Source organism: Methylococcus capsulatus str. Texas = ATCC 19069, from assembly GCF_000424685.1.
Taxonomy (GTDB): Bacteria; Pseudomonadota; Gammaproteobacteria; order Methylococcales; family Methylococcaceae; genus Methylococcus; species Methylococcus capsulatus.
This window is the reverse complement of sequence record NZ_AUKJ01000016.1, coordinates 79,584-95,912: the sequence shown is the minus strand read 5'-3', so window position 1 is coordinate 95,912 and position 16,329 is coordinate 79,584. Positions and strand designations below refer to the sequence as shown.

15 protein-coding genes are annotated in these 16,329 nt (G+C 64.6%); 10 read left to right on the top strand and 5 right to left on the bottom strand.

Going from position 1 to position 16,329, the window contains the following annotated elements; translation table 11 throughout:
- Complete coding sequence (locus tag H156_RS0102695) at positions 1-3,201, top strand: efflux RND transporter permease subunit (protein ID WP_017365362.1); 3,201 nt, start codon at positions 1-3, stop codon at positions 3,199-3,201.
- A gap of 173 nt (positions 3,202-3,374) precedes the next feature.
- On the opposite strand, the gene H156_RS0102690 is transcribed toward H156_RS0102695, so the two are convergent.
- Entirely contained in the window at positions 3,375-3,830 is a 456-nt protein-coding gene (locus H156_RS0102690) for an ArsI/CadI family heavy metal resistance metalloenzyme (RefSeq protein ID WP_010961495.1), read from the bottom strand.
- Positions 3,831-4,157: 327 nt separating this feature from the next.
- On the opposite strand from H156_RS0102690, the gene H156_RS0102680 reads away from it, so the two are divergent.
- The gene (locus H156_RS0102680) at positions 4,158-4,394 is read left to right on the top strand and encodes a hypothetical protein (protein ID WP_017365364.1); all 237 of its coding nucleotides are present in this window, start codon (positions 4,158-4,160) and stop codon (positions 4,392-4,394) included.
- A gap of 47 nt (positions 4,395-4,441) precedes the next feature.
- On the opposite strand, the gene H156_RS0102675 is transcribed toward H156_RS0102680, so the two are convergent.
- Both H156_RS0102675 and H156_RS0102670 read right to left on the bottom strand, forming a co-directional pair.
- Complete coding sequence (locus H156_RS0102675; protein ID WP_017365365.1) at positions 4,442-5,053, bottom strand: nitroreductase family protein; 612 nt, start codon at positions 5,051-5,053, stop codon at positions 4,442-4,444.
- A gap of 35 nt (positions 5,054-5,088) precedes the next feature.
- Positions 5,089-5,790 carry a pirin family protein gene (locus H156_RS0102670; RefSeq protein ID WP_017365366.1) on the bottom strand — a complete coding sequence of 234 codons (702 nt, stop codon included), beginning with the start codon at positions 5,788-5,790 and terminating at the stop codon, positions 5,089-5,091.
- Positions 5,791-5,894: 104 nt separating this feature from the next.
- Between H156_RS0102670 and H156_RS0102665 the strand changes: the two genes are divergently transcribed.
- From H156_RS0102665 to rimI, 8 genes are all read left to right on the top strand, one after another.
- Entirely contained in the window at positions 5,895-6,797 is a 903-nt protein-coding gene (locus tag H156_RS0102665) for a LysR family transcriptional regulator (RefSeq protein ID WP_017365367.1), read from the top strand.
- A gap of 212 nt (positions 6,798-7,009) precedes the next feature.
- Positions 7,010-8,740, top strand: a complete 1,731-nt coding sequence (locus H156_RS0102660) for an acetolactate synthase 3 large subunit (RefSeq protein WP_017365368.1) — start codon at positions 7,010-7,012, stop codon at positions 8,738-8,740.
- Positions 8,741-8,742: 2 nt separating this feature from the next.
- Positions 8,743-9,234 (top strand): acetolactate synthase small subunit, encoded by a 492-nt coding sequence (ilvN, locus tag H156_RS0102655; RefSeq protein WP_010961501.1) that lies wholly within the window; start codon positions 8,743-8,745, stop codon positions 9,232-9,234.
- Positions 9,235-9,295: 61 nt separating this feature from the next.
- Positions 9,296-10,312, top strand: a complete 1,017-nt coding sequence (gene ilvC, locus H156_RS0102650) for a ketol-acid reductoisomerase (RefSeq protein WP_010961502.1) — start codon at positions 9,296-9,298, stop codon at positions 10,310-10,312.
- A 48-nt stretch (positions 10,313-10,360) separates the two neighbouring features.
- Positions 10,361-11,107, top strand: a complete 747-nt coding sequence (gene pssA, locus H156_RS0102645) for a CDP-diacylglycerol--serine O-phosphatidyltransferase (protein ID WP_010961503.1) — start codon at positions 10,361-10,363, stop codon at positions 11,105-11,107.
- 259 nt (positions 11,108-11,366) lie between these two features.
- Positions 11,367-12,911, top strand: coding sequence for a 2-isopropylmalate synthase (locus H156_RS0102635; RefSeq protein ID WP_017365371.1), 1,545 nt, complete (start codon positions 11,367-11,369; stop codon positions 12,909-12,911).
- Positions 12,904-13,635 (top strand): uracil-DNA glycosylase, encoded by a 732-nt coding sequence (locus H156_RS0102630; RefSeq protein WP_017365372.1) that lies wholly within the window; start codon positions 12,904-12,906, stop codon positions 13,633-13,635. The genes H156_RS0102635 and H156_RS0102630 overlap by 8 nt, the downstream gene beginning before the upstream one ends.
- Before the next feature lie 4 nt (positions 13,636-13,639).
- Complete coding sequence (gene rimI, locus H156_RS0102625) at positions 13,640-14,176, top strand: ribosomal protein S18-alanine N-acetyltransferase (RefSeq protein WP_017365373.1); 537 nt, start codon at positions 13,640-13,642, stop codon at positions 14,174-14,176.
- Here rimI and H156_RS0102620 read toward each other — a convergent pair.
- The gene (locus tag H156_RS0102620; protein ID WP_017365374.1) at positions 14,157-15,554 is read right to left on the bottom strand and encodes an ATP-binding protein; all 1,398 of its coding nucleotides are present in this window, start codon (positions 15,552-15,554) and stop codon (positions 14,157-14,159) included. The two genes, rimI and H156_RS0102620, sit on opposite strands and share 20 nt — an antisense overlap.
- Complete coding sequence (locus tag H156_RS0102615; RefSeq protein ID WP_017365375.1) at positions 15,541-16,257, bottom strand: response regulator; 717 nt, start codon at positions 16,255-16,257, stop codon at positions 15,541-15,543. Before H156_RS0102615 ends, H156_RS0102620 begins: the two co-directional genes overlap by 14 nt.
- Between the last annotated feature and the right edge of the window lie 72 nt (positions 16,258-16,329).

Below are 16,329 nucleotides of genomic sequence, written 5' to 3'. Positions count from 1 at the left end.
ATGCTCGCGCACGTCATCGACTGGTCCTTGCGCAATGTCTTCCTGGTGCTGCTGGCAATGGCGGCCGTGATCGCCGCCGGAATCTACGCGATCGTTCGCACCCCGCTGGACGCCCTCCCGGACCTGTCCGACGCCCAGGTCATCGTCTACACGGAATTCCCCGGCCAGGCGCCGCAGGTGGTGGAGGACCAGGTCACCTATCCCCTCACCACCTCGATGCTGAACGTGCCCCGATCCAAGGTCGTGCGGGGCTTCTCGTTCTTCGGAGCCTCCTACGTCTACATCATCTTCGACGACGGCACCGACATCTACTGGGCGCGCTCGCGGGTGCTGGAATACCTCAACGCCGCCGCCGGCAAGCTGCCCAAGAACGTCACGCCGCGCATCGGCCCGGACGCCACCGGGGTCGGCTGGGTCTACCAGTATGCGCTCACCGGCGCCGGCCAGACCCTGGCCGAACTGCGCACGCTGCAGGACTGGTTCCTGCGCTATCAGCTCAGCAAGGCGCAGGGCGTGGCCGAGGTCGCCAGCATCGGCGGCTTCGTGCAGCAGTACCAGGTGACCGTCGACCCGCACAAGCTGCAGGCCTACGGCGTGCCCTTGAAGAAGATCATCGAGGTGATCCGCGCCAGCAACACCGACGTCGGCGGGCGCGTGGTGGAATTGGCGGAAACCGAATACATGGTACGGGGGCGCGGCTACCTCCATGGCATCGCCGACCTGGAGCAACTGGTGGTGAAGGCGGCGGGCGGCATCCCGGTGCTGATCCGGGACGTTGCGCGGGTGGAACTGGTGCCCGACGAGCGCCGCGGCATCGCCGAACTGAACGGCGAAGGCGAGGTGGTGTCCGGCATCGCCCTGGCCCGCTATGGCCAGAACGCGCTCGACGTGATCAGCAGCGTCAAGGCCAGGCTGCTCGAAATCGCCCCCGGCCTGCCCGAAGGCGTCGACATCGTCCCGGTCTACGACCGTTCCGAACTGATCCTGCGCGCCATCGCCACCCTACGCGAGACCCTGCTGGAGGAAAGCGCGGTGGTCGCCGCTGTGTGCGTGCTGTTCCTGTTCCATCTGCGCAGCGCCCTGGTCGCCATCCTGATGCTGCCGGTCGGCATCCTGATCGCCTTCATGGTGATGCGGGCCATGGATCTGAATTCCAACCTGATGAGCCTGGGCGGCATCGCCATCGCGATCGGGGCCATGGTCGACGCCGCCATCGTCATGATCGAGAACGCCCACAAACATCTCGAACGCAATCCGGATCAACCCCGGATCGAACTGATCCGCGCCGCCTGCCGGGAGGTGGGGCCGGCCCTGTTCTTCAGCCTCCTGATCATCACCGTGTCGTTCCTGCCCGTGTTCGCGCTGGAAGCCCAGGAAGGACGGCTGTTCCATCCGCTGGCCTACACCAAGACCTTCGCCATGGCCGGCGCCGCTCTGCTATCGGTCACGGCGGTGCCGGTCATGATGCTGCTGTTCGTGCGCGGCCGCATCCTGCCGGAAGGCCGCAACCCGGTGAACCGGCTGCTCATCGCCCTGTACCGGCCCGTGATCCGGAGCGTGCTGCGCCACAAGGCACTGACCCTGACCGGCGCCCTCGCCGCCCTGACGGCGACGCTCTACCCCGCCTCGCGCCTCGGCAGCGAATTCATGCCCACACTGAACGAAGGCACCCTGCTGTTCATGCCGACCACCCTCCCCGGCATCTCCATCACCAAGGCGTCGGAACTGCTGCAGACCCAGGACCGCATCCTCAAGAGTTTTCCGGAGGTCGCCTCGGTGTTCGGCAAGGCCGGCCGCGCCCAGACCGCCACCGATCCGGCGCCGCTGGAAATGGCGGAGACCCTGGTCAACCTGAAGCCTCAGGCCCAGTGGCGGCCGGGCATGACCATCGACAAACTCGTTGCCGAGATGGACCAGGCGCTGCAGATCCCCGGCGTCACCAACGCCTGGACCATGCCGATCAAGAACCGGATCGACATGCTCTCCACCGGCATACGCACACCCATCGGAGTCAAAGTGTTCGGCCGGGACCTGGAAACCCTGGACCACCTCGCCCGTCAGATAGAGCAGACCATCAAGCACGTACCCGGCACCACCAGCGTGTACGCCGAACGCGTCACCGGCGGCCATTACCTCAACATCGAGCCCGATTACACCCAGCTGGCGCGCTACGGCTTGACCGTCGGCGACCTGCAGGAGGTGATCGCCACCGCGCTGGGCGGCGAAACGATCACAACCACGGTGGAAGGGCGCGAGCGCTTCGGGGTGGTCGTGCGCTATCCCCGCGAGCTGCGGGACAGCCCTTTGGAAATCGGCAGTCACATCCTGATTCCCACCGAAGCGGGGGCCAACGTTCCGCTCGGCCAGCTCGCCCGCATCTCCGTGACCGAGGGGGCTCCCGGCATCCGCACCGAGAACGCCCTGCTCTCGGCCTATGTGTTCGTCGACCTGCGCGGACGCGACATCGGCGGCTATGTGGAGGAGGCCAGGCGGGCGGTCCAGGCGGCGGTGAAACTCCCTCCCGGCTATTTCATCACCTGGAGCGGACAGTTCGAATACCTGCAGCGGGCCGAACAGCGCCTGATGCTGGTGGTACCGCTCACGCTCGCCGTGATTTTCGTCCTGTTGTACCTGAATTTCGGTCGGCTGACGGAAACCTTGATCGTGATGGCCTCCGTGCCGTTCGCACTGGTCGGCGGGGTGTGGCTGCTGTGGCTGCTGGACTACAACCTGAGCATCGCCGTGGGCATCGGCTTCATCGCCCTGGCCGGCGTTGCCGCGGAAACCGGCGTCATCATGCTGATCTATCTCGACCATGCCTGGAAGGAACTGCGTGAGGAAGCCCGCCGGGCAGGCCGCCGGCCCGGCGCGGACGATCTCTATCGCGCCGTCATGGCCGGCGCGGTGGAGCGGGTGCGACCGAAGATGATGACCGTGACGGCGATCATGGCCGGCCTCCTGCCCATCCTCTGGAGCACCGGTACCGGCTCCGAAGTCATGCGCCGCATCGCCGCGCCCATGGTCGGCGGGATGGTCTCCTCCACCGTCCTGACCCTGGTGGTCATCCCGGCGGTCTACGCCTGGTTCAAGCTACGTTCGCTGAACGGTGCAGCCTGTAAAGGCTTCTCCGATCAAAATCCCCCAGCTCCTCCTCGACAACGGCAAGGACAAAATCGCTTGGAGCGATTTTGGACCGCGTAGCGGTTCCCGACGGGACGAACCCCAGGGAAGGGGTGAGCAATTCACCGACCGCCTGTCCGGCCGGCAGACTCCGATCCAAAGCATGAAAGCCCGGTATGAAACTCGTCCCGATCCGTTTCATCGGCGTATTCATGATCGTCCGGGACTTGACGACGAACCGCTATTTAGTGATGTCACCCGCAACACCTGGACGGCTTCCCGTCCACCGGCGGAGCGCAGCAGGCCGACTGCGAACCCGCTTCGGCCTTCGGCGCCTCGCCGAACACCGGAATCTCGCCCAGCGAATGGAAGGACTCCCAGGGGATGCCCTGCGGATCGAGTACCCAGTATTTGTCCGATACCGCGTAGCAGCAGCCGGTGCCCTTCTGTTCGGCGATCGGGGTATCGGCACGGTCGAGACGCCGCTTCAATTCGGCCAGTTCGGCATCGTCTTCGGCCTGGATGCCGAGATGGTCCAAGCCGGTCTTGCCGCTGCGGCTGGAGATGGCGAAGTTGACCCTCGGGTCCTCGAGCATCCATTTGGCGTAATCGGACTTGCGCACCGTCGGCTCGGAGCCGAAAACGGCGCTGTAGAAACCGACATTCGCATCGATATCGGCCACCGAAATATGGACATGCAAACGTTTCACACCGACTCTCCTCAACGTTCATCGAAACTGTCATGACTGCCCGAACGTACCCACGGCAAATGCGGGCGCTTTCCACTGGCGTCCCAATCTGCGCAATGCCTGTGGATTTCGACATTTCAATGATAATCGAAATGTTTGAGCGGGACAACCCCGCTCTTTCCTTGAAGACGCAGCCCGGCGACTGCGAACCTGGTCACGCGTTCGGAAACCGCTAACCGGCTACGGTTGACTATCAAATGATAATAGTTATCATTTCAGACAGGATGCCGCTCTGGCGCGGAATCCTGAGAAAAGACCTGCGTGCCAACCCTGCTTCAGGAGCCTTCCATGCATCCCCACTCTTCGACACTTACCGAGCCGCAAATCTCCACCGACATCCTGATCGGCCTGCTGCGCTCACTGTTGATGCAATACGCCCGCACCCCTTCCCCCGTGATCGCGGGTAACATCGCCAACTGCCTCGACCGGCTGCTCTCCCACCCTCGATTCGATGAACCACCCCGGGAACGCTGCACCTATCTGTACATGCGAACCTACTGGCGCCTCGTCGAGTCGCTGGGATAAACGGGTATCCCGACCAGCACGAACCTTCGAGGAACCACTGCCCGGCGTCACAGGCCCGATGGTACGACGGGCCTGCCCCACTCCCCCTCGAAGAAGTTTTCGCCCAGCGGACGGCGCTGGCGCAGGGCGATTTCCGAGTCATGCAAATCGCCGTCCAGGACCGCCGCATCCGCCTGATGGCCGACGGCGATCATCGCCATGGGAGTGTAGCCGTCCGGCACGTTGAATGCCCGCTTGACCTCTTCCGCGTCGAAGCCCCCCATGGGATGCGCCGCCAGCCCGAGCGCCACCGCCTGCAAGTACACGTTTTCGGCGGCGGCACCCGCATCAAACATGCCCCAGCGGTTAGGGGCGCCCTTGCGGAAGTGTTCGCTGGCGAGCACCAGCATCAGCACCGGCGCATTCTTCACCCAGCCCTGGTTGAATTCGCCCAGGCAGTCGAAGGCCCTCTGGAACGCGGCGGCATCGTGGTTGCGATCCCACACGATGAAGCGCCACGGCTCGTCACCATAGCAGGACGGCGCCCAGCGCGCGGCTTCCAGCAGGGAGATCAGCTGGGCGCGGCTGACCCGCTTGTTGACGTCATAGGCGCGCGGGCTCCAGCGGCGCGCGATGATGTCGTGGATGGGGTGTTGGGTAACGGCGGGTTTGTCGTGCATGGGGGTTTCCTTTTTGATAGTTCGCGTTTCTACTTCTAGGCGGTGAGGTCAAACAGCAGCACCTCGCCCGCGCTGTCGGTACTCAAGTGGAGCAGGGCTTCATCGACGATCGCCGCGCCATCGCCAGCGGTCAATCTCGTGCCATTCAGCCGTATTTCTCCGCGCGCCACGTGCACATAGGCGCAGCGGCCGGGCGCGAGCGTATGCTGCACGGCCTCGTCCGCGTCCAGGACGGTGGCGTAGAGCAGCGCATCCTGGTGGATTGTCAGCGAGCCGCTACGCCCGTCCGGCGAGGCCACGAGACACAGGCGACCGGCCTTGTCCTGCGCGCTGAAGCGCGCCTGTTGGTAGCCGGGTGTGTAGCCACGCCGGTCCGGCAGGATCCATATCTGCAGGAAGTGCACACCGTCGGCATCCGAGGCATTGAATTCGCTGTGAGTGATCCCGGTCCCGGCCGTCATGCGTTGTACCTCGCCGGCGCGGAGCACCGAGCCGTTTCCCATGCTGTCCTTGTGCGCGAGCGCGCCTTCCAGCACGTAGGTAATGATCTCCATGTCGCGGTGCGGATGGGTGGGGAAGCCCGCCGCCGGCAGCACGCGGTCGTCGTTGATCACGCGCAGGCTGGAAAATCCCGTGTGGCGCGGATCGTAGTAGTCCCCAAAGGAAAAGGTGTGACGGCTGTCGAGCCAGCCGTGGCTGGAGTGGCCGCGCTCCTGGCTGTGCCTGATCCGGATCATAGGTGCTCCAATGGTTTGCCTTCATTGAAAACCGAAACCATCATAAACATGGGTTTTGCGGCTTGATAGCGAGAATATTTGGAAAAATCATTCGGAAATATTGAATGATCAGGATCGACCTGGACGGATTGCGGCTGCTCGACGCCATCGCACGCCGTGGCAGCTTCGCCGCTGCCGCAGAGGAAATGCATCGTGTACCCTCTGCGGTGACCTACGGCATCCAAAAGCTGGAGCAGGATCTGGGCGTAATCCTGTTTGATCGCAGCGGCCACCGCGCCACGCTGACCGAGGCCGGCCGGGAACTGTTGCAGGAAGGCCGCCACCTGCTGCGTGCCGCGGCGGAATTGGAGGAACGGGTGAGGCAGGTGGCGAGGGGCTTCGAGACCGAGCTGCGCATCGCCTTGAGCGATCTGATTCCCTTGGACCGTTTTTACCCCCTGCTGGAGGCGTTCTACGTCCTCAACTGCGCAACGCGCATCAAGCTGAGCCGGGAGGTCTATGGGGGTACCTGGGATGCCCTGGCCACGAGCCGTGCCGATCTGGTCATCGGTGCGCCTGGCGAGGCGCCGCCCGGCGGGGGGCTGGCCACCCGGCCGCTGGGGGTGGTGGAGTTCGTGTTCGCCATCGCGCCCGGTCACCCGCTCGCCGGCCTGGCGGAACCGCTGCAGCGCGCCGACATCCAGCACCACCGCGCCGTGGTGGCGAGTGACAGCTCGCGCAATCTGCCGCCGCGCACCTCCGGTCTGCTCTCGGGTCAGGACACCCTGGCCGTACCGGATACCGAGGCCAAGCTGGAAGCCCATCGGCGTGGACTGGGGGTCGGCTACCTGCCGCGACAACTGGTTCTGCAGGATTTGGCACGGGGTACGCTGATCTGCAAGGAGGTGGAGGAGCCCAAGCCGCAGGTGCCGCTGTTTCTGGCGTGGCGCAGCGGCCATCGAGGCAAGGCACTGGACTGGTTCATTCAGCGCGTCGAGCAGGCAGCCGCCGCCGGCTTGCTGGTTTGATACGGTATCCGGGACCAATCCCGAGGCTGGCATCCACCCAGGGATGGTCCGGCGGCGGCATCGCAGGAAAGCGACCCGAGCTTTCCAAAGCTGTTCTTGACGTAACACGAAGTTCCGGGTACGGTTCTCCACTTTTCACTTGCGCGCTCCCACACTGGAGCGGTTTGCAACGGGCGCCCGTAAGCGCCTGATCAGTAAAGAGGGGCCGAAGCGTGGAACTCAGCGGTGCGGAAATCGTCGTCCAATGCCTGAAAGACGAGGGTGTGGAATACATCTTCGGCTATCCGGGCGGTGCGGTACTGCATATTTACGATGCGCTGTTCAAACAGGACGATGTAAAGCACATCCTGGTGCGCCACGAACAGGGCGCGACCCACGCGGCGGACGGTTACGCCCGCTCCACCGGCAAACCCGGCGTGGTCCTGGTGACTTCGGGCCCCGGTGCGACCAATGCCGTCACCGGCATCGCCACCGCCTACATGGATTCGATCCCGCTGGTGGTCATCACGGGCCAGGTACCCCTCCCCGTCATCGGCAGCGACGCCTTCCAGGAGGCCGACATCGTCGGTATCACTCGACCGTGCGTGAAGCACAACTTCCTGGTCAAGGACATCCACAAGCTGGCCGAAACTTTCAAGAAAGCCTTCTACATCGCGACCACGGGACGCCCGGGGCCCGTCGTGATCGACATCCCCAAGGATGTCACCGATCCGAACGTCAAGATTCCCTACGAGTATCCGCGCAGCGTATCGCTGAGGTCCTACAATCCTTCGGTGAAGGGTCATCCGATCCAGATCAAGAAGGCGGTGGAACTCATGCTCTCGGCTCGCCGACCGATGATCTACAGCGGCGGCGGCGTCATCCTCGGCAATGCCGCGGACGAACTGACCACGCTGACGCGGCTGCTCGACTTCCCCATCACCAACACCCTGATGGGTCTGGGCGGCTACCCCGCCACCGACCGCCAGTTCGTCGGCATGCTGGGCATGCACGGCACCTACGAGGCCAACATGGCGATGCACGACTGCGACGTGCTGCTCGCCGTGGGCGCCCGCTTCGATGACCGCGTCACCGGCAAGATCGCCGAATTCTGTCCCGGCGCCAAAATCATCCACATCGACGTCGACCCAGCCTCGATCTCCAAAACGGTCAAAGTGGACATCCCCATCGTCGGCGACGTCGCGCCGGTGCTGGCCGACATGATCGAGCTGATCAAGACTTCCGGCCGCACCCCCGATGCCGAGGCGCTGAAGGCCTGGTGGGCGAGGATCGGCCAGTGGCGCAGCCTCGACTGCCTGCGCTACGACCGCAGCAGCGACAGGATCAAGCCGCAGTTCGTCATCGAACAGTTATGGGAACTGACGCGGGGCGACGCCTTCGTGGCCTCCGACGTCGGTCAGCACCAGATGTGGGCGGCCCAATACTACAAATTCGACAAGCCGCGCCGCTGGGTCAATTCCGGCGGCCTGGGCACGATGGGCTTCGGACTGCCGGCCGCCATCGGCATCAAATTGGCGCATCCGCAGGAAGAGGTCATCTGCATCACCGGCGAAGCGAGTATCCAGATGTGCATCCAGGAGCTGGCCACCGCCCTGCAGTACCGCACCCCGGTCAAGATCGTCAACCTGAACAACGGCTACATGGGCATGGTGCGACAATGGCAGGAGTTCATCTATGAAAGCCGCTATTCGCACTCCTACCTGGAGACTCTGCCGGACTTCGTCAAACTGGCGGAGGCCTACGGCCACGTCGGCATGCGCATCGACAGACCGGCCGACGTGCGCCCGGCCCTGGAAGAAGCCCTGAAACTCAAGGACCGCACCGTGTTCATGGATTTCCTGACCGATCCCACCGAAAACGTCTATCCCATGGTCGAATCCGGCAAGGCCCATCACGAGATGCGGCTGGCGCCCGGTACTGCGGTTGACAGGGAGCTCGCCTGATCATGCGTCACATCATTTCCGTACTGCTCGAAAACGAATCGGGCGCGTTGTCGCGCGTTGCCGGCCTGTTCTCCGCCCGCGGCTACAACATCGAATCGCTCACCGTGGCGCCAACCCAGGACCCGACCCTGTCGCGCATGACCATCGTGACTTCCGGCAGCGATGAAATCATCGAACAGATCACCAAGCAGCTGAACAAGCTGATCGACGTGGTCAAGCTGGTCGACCTGTCGGAATCGGCCCACATCGAGCGCGAACTGATGATGGTGAAGGTACGCGCGACCAACGGCGGCCGCGAGGAGGTCAAGCGGCTGGCCGACATTTTCCGCGGCAACATCATCGACGTGACGCCGACCAGCTACGTGATCGAGGTCACCGGCGAAAAGTCCAAGCTGGATGCCTTCCTGCAAGCTCTGCGGGACGAGGACCTCATCGAGGTGGTGCGCTCCGGCACCACCGGCATCCTGCGCGGGGAGCGCGGACTCCACGTCTGATCCCGTAGCCGGGTTTCCCCGGCAACCTGCCCTTAAAAAAAGCTCAACGAGAGGAAGTTCCATGCAGATTTACTACGACAAAGACGCCGACCTTTCCATCATCCAGGGAAAGAAGGTTGCCATCATCGGCTACGGCTCGCAGGGCCACGCCCACGCCAACAACCTCAAGGATTCCGGAGTGCAGGTCGTGGTGGGGCTGCGTCCGGGTTCGGCTTCCGCCAAGAAGGCCGAGAACGCCGGCCTCGCGGTCGCCTCGGTCGAGGATGCGGTCAAACAGGCGGACGTCATCATGATCCTGGCGCCGGACGAGCATCAGGCCCGCCTCTACAATGAACAGATCGCGCCGAACATCAAGCAGGGCGCCGCCCTCGCCTTCGCCCACGGCTTCAACATCCACTTCGAGCAAATCACCCCGCGTGCCGACCTCGACGTGATCATGATCGCGCCCAAGGGTCCCGGCCATCTGGTACGTTCCACCTACACCCAGGGCGGCGGCGTGCCCTCGCTGATCGCCGTGTACCAGAATGCCAGCGGGCGCGCCAAGGAACTCGCGCTGTCCTATGCTTCGGCCAATGGCGGCGGTCGGGCTGGTATCATCGAGACCACCTTCCGCGAAGAGACCGAAACCGATCTGTTCGGCGAACAGGCCGTCCTGTGTGGCGGCGCCACCGCACTGGTGCAGGCGGGTTTCGAGACGCTGGTCGAAGCCGGTTATGCGCCCGAGATGGCCTATTTCGAGTGTCTGCACGAACTCAAGCTGATCGTCGACCTGATGTACGAAGGCGGCATCGCCAACATGCGCTATTCGATCTCCAATACGGCAGAGTACGGCGACCTGACCCGTGGTCCGCGCATCGTCACCGAGCAGACCAAGCAGGAAATGAAGAAAATCCTGCGCGAGATCCAGACCGGCGAATTCGCCCGTGAGTTCATTTTGGAAAACCAGGCCGGAGCCGCCACCCTGAAAGCGAAACGCCGTCTCGGCCGAGAGCATCTCATCGAGAGCGTGGGCGCCAGGCTGCGCGACATGATGCCGTGGATCAAGGCCAACCGCATTGTGGACACGAGCAAGAACTGATACTTTGTGCCGGCGCGGACGTCCGTGCCGGCACGACAGTTTTCCACCATGGAAGAAAACGCATCTCCCAATCCCAAGCGTCGGCGCGGCATCTATCTGCTGCCCAACCTCTTCACCACGGCCGCTCTGTTCGCCGGCTTCTATGCCATCACGGCGGCGCTCAACCAGCGCTTCGAGCTGGCCGCGATTTCGATCTTCGTCGCCATGATCCTGGATGGGATGGACGGCCGGGTCGCCCGGATGACCAACACCCAGAGCGCGTTCGGTGCGGAATACGACAGCATGGCGGACATGATTTCGTTCGGGGCGGCGCCCGCCCTGGTGGTCTACATCTGGTCGCTGTCCACTCTGGGCAAGCTCGGCTGGGTCGCCGCGTTCGTCCATACCGCCGGCGGCGCACTGCGCCTGGCCCGCTTCAACACCCAGATCGCCACCGCCGACAAGCGCTATTTCCAGGGCCTGCCCAGCCCCTCCGCCGCCGCCATCCTGGCCGGCTTCGTCTGGTTCTCTGTGGACCAGGGCCTGAGCGGCGAGACCATGCGCTACATCGCCCTGGGGCTCTCCGTCGCCACGGGGCTGGCCATGGTCAGCAACTTCCGCTACTACAGTTTCAAGGACGTCGACCTGCGGGGGCGGGTACCCTTCGTCAACGCCATCTTCGTGATGCTGCTGTTCGCGGTGCTGTTTTCCAACCCGCCGCTGGTGCTGTTCCTGTTCTTCGGCGCCTATGCCCTGTCGGGCCCCGCGTTGACGCTGGCCCTGCTGAAACGGCGGCGGGGCGAGCGGCGCCCGTGACCACCGTGCGTTGGCAAGCCGGCCGGGGCCGTGTATATTCCCAGCCAATGAAACGCATCATGTCGATCCCGCCCACCTTCCGCTTCGATGCCGCGCCGCTCACCGGTGCGGCGGCGCGCGCGCTGTCGTCTCTCGGTTTCCTCCGCCTGCTCCTGCCCTGAGGGGCAGAACACGCGAACCTTTTCGATATACCCCAATAATCCCGGACGAACAGAACCGGCCGTCCGCATCGAACCGGCGGCCCTAGCGGAGTTTCGCCATGCACGACAAACTGATCATTTTCGACACGACCTTGCGCGACGGAGAGCAGAGCCCCGGCGCGTCCATGACCCGCGATGAAAAGGTCCGCATCGCCCGGGCGCTGGAGCGTCTGAAGGTCGACGTCATCGAGGCGGGCTTTCCCGCCGCCAGCCCCGGCGATTTCGAGGCCGTCCAGGCCGTGGCCCGGACCATCAAGGACAGCAGGGTCTGCGGCCTGGCCCGCGCCCTCGACCGCGACATCGACCGCGCCGGCGAAGCCCTCAAGGACGCCCAGCGCGCCCGCATCCACACCTTCATCGCCACCTCGCCCATCCACATGCGGCACAAGCTGCAGATGTCGCCCGACCAGGTGGTGGAATACGCGGTCAAGGCCGTCAGGCGGGCCCGCCAGTACACCGACGACGTGGAATTCTCGCCCGAGGACGCCGGACGCTCCGAGGAGGATTTCCTCTGCCGCATCCTGGAAGCCGTGATCGATGCGGGGGCGACCACGCTGAACATCCCCGACACCGTCGGCTACGCCTTCCCGGAACAGTTCGGGCACATGATCGGCCGGCTGATCGAGCGGATTCCGAACTCCGACAAGGCCGTGTTCTCGGTTCACTGCCACAACGACCTGGGACTGGCGGTCGCCAATTCGCTGGCCGCCGTGCTGCACGGCGCGCGCCAGGTGGAATGCACCATCAACGGGCTGGGCGAGCGGGCCGGCAACGCCGCGCTGGAAGAGATCGTCATGGCGGTGCGCACCCGTAAAGACATCTTCCCCTGCCACACCAACATCGAGACACGGGAAATCGTGGCCTGCTCCAAACTGGTCTCCAGCATCACCGGCTTCCCGATCCAGCCCAACAAGGCCATCGTCGGTGCCAACGCCTTTGCCCACGAGTCGGGCATCCACCAGGACGGTGTGCTCAAGAGCCGGGAAACCTACGAGATCATGAGCGCCGAGGACGTGGGGTGGAGCACCAACCGCATGGTGCTGGGCAAACATTCCGGCCGCAACGCGTTCCGTACCCGGATGCAGGAACTCGGCATCGAGTTCGCCTCGGAAGAAGAACTGAACTCGGTGTTCCAGCGCTTCAAGGTGCTGGCCGACAAGAAGCACGAGATCTTCGACGAGGACCTCCAGGCCCTCATCACCGAAGCCGGCGCAGAAGCCGAGGACGAACGGGTCAAGCTGGTCGCGCTGCGGGTCTGCTCGGAAACCGGCGAGATTCCCCACGCCCAGGTCACCATCAAGGTGGACAACGAGGAACGCACCGGCACATCAAGCGGCGGCGGCGCCGTGGACGCCAGCCTCAAGGCCATCGAATCGCTGCTGCACACGGACACCGCGCTGACGCTGTACTCGGTCAACAACATCACCAGCGGCACCGACGCCCAGGGCGAGGTCACCGTGCGGCTCGAGAAAGGCGGGCGCATCGTCAACGGCCAGGGCGCCGATACCGACATCGTGATCGCCTCGGCCAAGGCCTACGTCAACGCCGTGAACAAACTGCTGGCGCCCATCCAGCGCACCCACCCGCAAGTCGGGGATGTGTGACTATACGGACCTGAAAGAGCGGCTCCGCCTCCAGTACCTGGACGCCATGGGCATCCCGGTCTGGAAGCTGCGGAGTCAGCCGGTCCCGGCGGCCGAACCGGCAGCGGACGCACCCCCTTCCCCCCCTGGGAGAAGGGAGTGCGAAGGACCGGATGAGGAAAACTGGGACCGCCTGGCGGCGGAAGTCTCCGCCTGCACCCGCTGCGAGCTGCATCTCACCCGCACCCAAACCGTGTTCGGCGTCGGCAACCGCCGCGCCACCTGGATGGTGATCGGCGAAGCCCCCGGCGAACAGGAGGACCTGCAGGGCGAGCCCTTCGTCGGCCGCGCCGGCCAACTCCTCAACGAGATGCTCAGGGCCATCGGCTTGAAGCGCGAAGAGGTCTACATCGCCAACATCCTCAAATGCCGCCCGCCGCGTAACCGCGACCCGAAGCCGGAGGAGGCCGCCGCCTGCGAAAGCTATCTCAAGCGCCAGATCGCGCTGATCCGGCCCCGCATCATCCTTGCCGCAGGCCGCATCGCCGCACAGAATCTGCTGAAAACCACCGAAACCATCGGCAAGCTGCGAGGAAGGGTGCACCGGTACGAAAACATCCCGCTGGTCATCACCTATCACCCTGCTTACCTGCTGCGCGCTCCCCTGGAGAAGCGCAAGGCCTGGCAGGACCTCCTGCTTGCCGTCGAGACCCTGAACCGATCACCCGTCACGCCCTCGAGCTAAGACCATGGCCAGCCTGTTCGACCAGATCAAGAAGTGGATGAGCTACGACGCCGAAACCGAGTTCTACTACAAACATAATCCCAGCCTGGCCGAACGGGCGGAATACCTGCTGCGGCCGATGAGGAAGACCGACCTCCGGGCCGTCATCGACATCGAAAAGAGCGCCTACGAATTTCCCTGGGAACCGCCGACCTTCCGCGACTGCCTCAACGTGAACTATGGCTGCTTCGTCGGCGAAAAGGCCGGGCGGATCGTCAGCTATGGCATCGTTTCGGCCGGCGCCGGCGAATCGCACATCCTCAACCTGTGCGTCGCCCCGCACACGCAGGGCAAGGGCTATGGCCGTATCATGCTCGAACACCTGATCGATGAAGCCCGGAGGCGCGCCGCCGAAGTCGTCTTCCTGGAGGTGCGCCCGTCCAACCACAACGCCATCAAGCTCTACCGCAGCCTCGACTTCAACGAAGTCGGCACCCGCAAAGGCTATTACCCGGCGCGCAATGGCCGCGAAGACGCCCTGGTCATGGCGCGGATGCTTTAGCCGACAAAGGCAGCATCACGACGACCCTCAGGCCCGGGGCCGCATTCTCCGCCCGGACCGTACCGCCACACATCTCGACCGCCCGTTTGGCGATGGCCAGCCCCAGCCCGCTTCCGTTCGGCGCCGGAGCGGAAACCGAAGGCTCCGGAATCCGGAAGAACGGCTCGAATATCGACGCCAGATGTTCCTCCGGAACGCCGGGGCCGCAGTCGCGCACTTCGATCACCGCACGGCTTCCGGCCACGCGCTGCCGCACTTCCACCTCTCCGGCCGCCGGCGCATGACGTATGCCGTTGCGGACGATGTTCTCCAGTGCGCTCGCCAGCACCGGCTCCGCAGCATCGATCCGGCAGGTTTCGCTTTGGGTAAGACGCACCCGCTTGCCGGCGGCGCGCGCCTCGAAATCAGCGTCGTCCACCAGCTGCGCGAGCAGCCCCGACAACTCCAGGGTCCCGGCGCCCGCTCCTGCCCCGCCATCGTTCAGGCGGGACCATTGGAGAATCTGGCCGATCAACCCGTCGAGCCGAGAAATCTCCTGTTCGATCCGCTCGTGCTCGCCCTCCGCGCCCCCGGCTCCTTTCCGGCGCGCCAGCCCGAGGGCGATGGACATCCGCGTCAAAGGCGAACGCAGCTCGTGGGACACGTCGCGCAGCAGCCGCTGCTGCGCGCTGACCAGACGGTTCAGCCGCCCGGCCATCCGGTTGAAATCCTGCCCCAACTGGCCGATCTCGTCGCGCCGGGAGACCACGGCGGCGGAAACCGCCGTGTCCAGTTGACCTTCGTTGATACGCCGGACCGCGGCGCGCAGCTCGCGGATCGGCGCCACCAGATAAGCGGTCAGGATGAAGCACAGCGCGCCGCTCACCACCAGCAGCACCAGAAACACCGAAGGCTCGTGTGAAATGAGCCGCCACAGCTTGTGCAGCATGTGGGTCGGCTTGGACTTGACCAGATAGGCCAGGTATTCCGCGCCCTCGCGCTCGAGCCGGTACGGCCCCAGCAAGACCTGCCCGTCCCGGACTGCCATGCGGTATTCCGTGGCGTCGCGGGTTTCCCGAAAGAAATCCCGCAGACTCCCCGGCGGCTCGCGCACGCCGAGCGGCCGGCCGGCCCCGTCGAAAACGTAGAGGGTATTGCGAAAGCCGTGCGACGCATGCCAGGAGGTCAGCGTGTCCAGCGCCTCGAACCGGTCCCCCGGCAACCGCTCCAGCACCCGCCCCACCGTCTCCAGCTCGCGGAACAGCGCCCGGCGTTCCGGCAGGATATCGGCCGGATCGACCAGCACGGACAGCGCAAACGTCAGCGAGACCATGACGCTGACCATGCTCAGCCAGAACCAGAAGAAGATCTTCCAGAACAGCCGGTTATGCCGAACCATCGCCGCGGCCCGATGGCGTGCCGATGTAGAAATAGCCGGAGCCGCGCACCGTGCGAATGCGCGGGCTGCCGTCCGGCTTCTCGCCCAGCTTGCGGCGCAGATTGCTCACGTGCATGTCGATGGCGCGGTCGAACGGTGTCAGGCGCCGGTGCAGGACGATCCGCGTCAGCTCGTCGCGACCGACCAGCGTGCCCGGAACCTCTGCCAGGGTCTTGAGCAGCAGGAACTCCGCGGCGGTCAGTTCGACCGGCACGCCGCCGCGCCGGACCTCCCGGTTCGCCGGATTGATCGACAAGTCGTCGATTTCCAGGATTCGCGTGCCGGAAGCCGGCCGAGAGTCCGGATCGGTGCGCCGCAGGATCGCCTTGATCCGCGCGACCAGCTCGCGGTGATTGAACGGTTTGGGCAGGTAATCGTCCGCGCCGATTTCCAGGCCCACGACCCGGTCGAAATCGTCCCCGCGGGCGGTGAGCATCAGCACCGGCAGGGACGATTCCTGGCGGATGCGCTTCAGCACCTCGAAGCCGTTGAGGCGGGGCAGGGTCACGTCCAGCAGAGCCAGCCGGTACCGGCCGCTGAGCGCCGCCGCCAGACCGGCCTCGCCGTCGTGCACGGCTTCCACCGCATAGCCTTCCAGGGCGAGGTACTCGCTGAGCAGCTCGCACAGCGCCGTGTCGTCGTCGATGAGCAGCAATCGGGTCATGCGCTGAGAGCCGGACTGTTCGAAGTGGGGACCATCCTGAATCGGGCGTCATCGGAAACCGGAAAGGCCGCA

Bases quoted from the DNA above. Each gene is read 5' to 3' on its own strand.
- H156_RS0102695 (WP_017365362.1), top strand. From the start codon at position 1: ATGCTCGCGCACGTCATCGACTGGTCCTTGCGCAATGTCTTCCTGGTG.
- H156_RS0102680 (WP_017365364.1), top strand. From the start codon at position 4,158: ATGCATCCCCACTCTTCGACACTTACCGAGCCGCAAATCTCCACCGAC.
- H156_RS0102675 (WP_017365365.1), bottom strand. From the start codon at position 5,053: ATGCACGACAAACCCGCCGTTACCCAACACCCCATCCACGACATCATC.
- H156_RS0102670 (WP_017365366.1), bottom strand. From the start codon at position 5,790: ATGATCCGGATCAGGCACAGCCAGGAGCGCGGCCACTCCAGCCACGGC.
- H156_RS0102665 (WP_017365367.1), top strand. From the start codon at position 5,895: ATGATCAGGATCGACCTGGACGGATTGCGGCTGCTCGACGCCATCGCA.
- ilvN (WP_010961501.1), top strand. From the start codon at position 8,743: ATGCGTCACATCATTTCCGTACTGCTCGAAAACGAATCGGGCGCGTTG.
- ilvC (WP_010961502.1), top strand. From the start codon at position 9,296: ATGCAGATTTACTACGACAAAGACGCCGACCTTTCCATCATCCAGGGA.
- pssA (WP_010961503.1), top strand. From the start codon at position 10,361: ATGGAAGAAAACGCATCTCCCAATCCCAAGCGTCGGCGCGGCATCTAT.
- H156_RS0102635 (WP_017365371.1), top strand. From the start codon at position 11,367: ATGCACGACAAACTGATCATTTTCGACACGACCTTGCGCGACGGAGAG.
- H156_RS0102630 (WP_017365372.1), top strand. From the start codon at position 12,904: ATGTGTGACTATACGGACCTGAAAGAGCGGCTCCGCCTCCAGTACCTG.
- rimI (WP_017365373.1), top strand. From the start codon at position 13,640: ATGGCCAGCCTGTTCGACCAGATCAAGAAGTGGATGAGCTACGACGCC.
- H156_RS0102620 (WP_017365374.1), bottom strand. From the start codon at position 15,554: ATGGTTCGGCATAACCGGCTGTTCTGGAAGATCTTCTTCTGGTTCTGG.
- H156_RS0102615 (WP_017365375.1), bottom strand. From the start codon at position 16,257: ATGACCCGATTGCTGCTCATCGACGACGACACGGCGCTGTGCGAGCTG.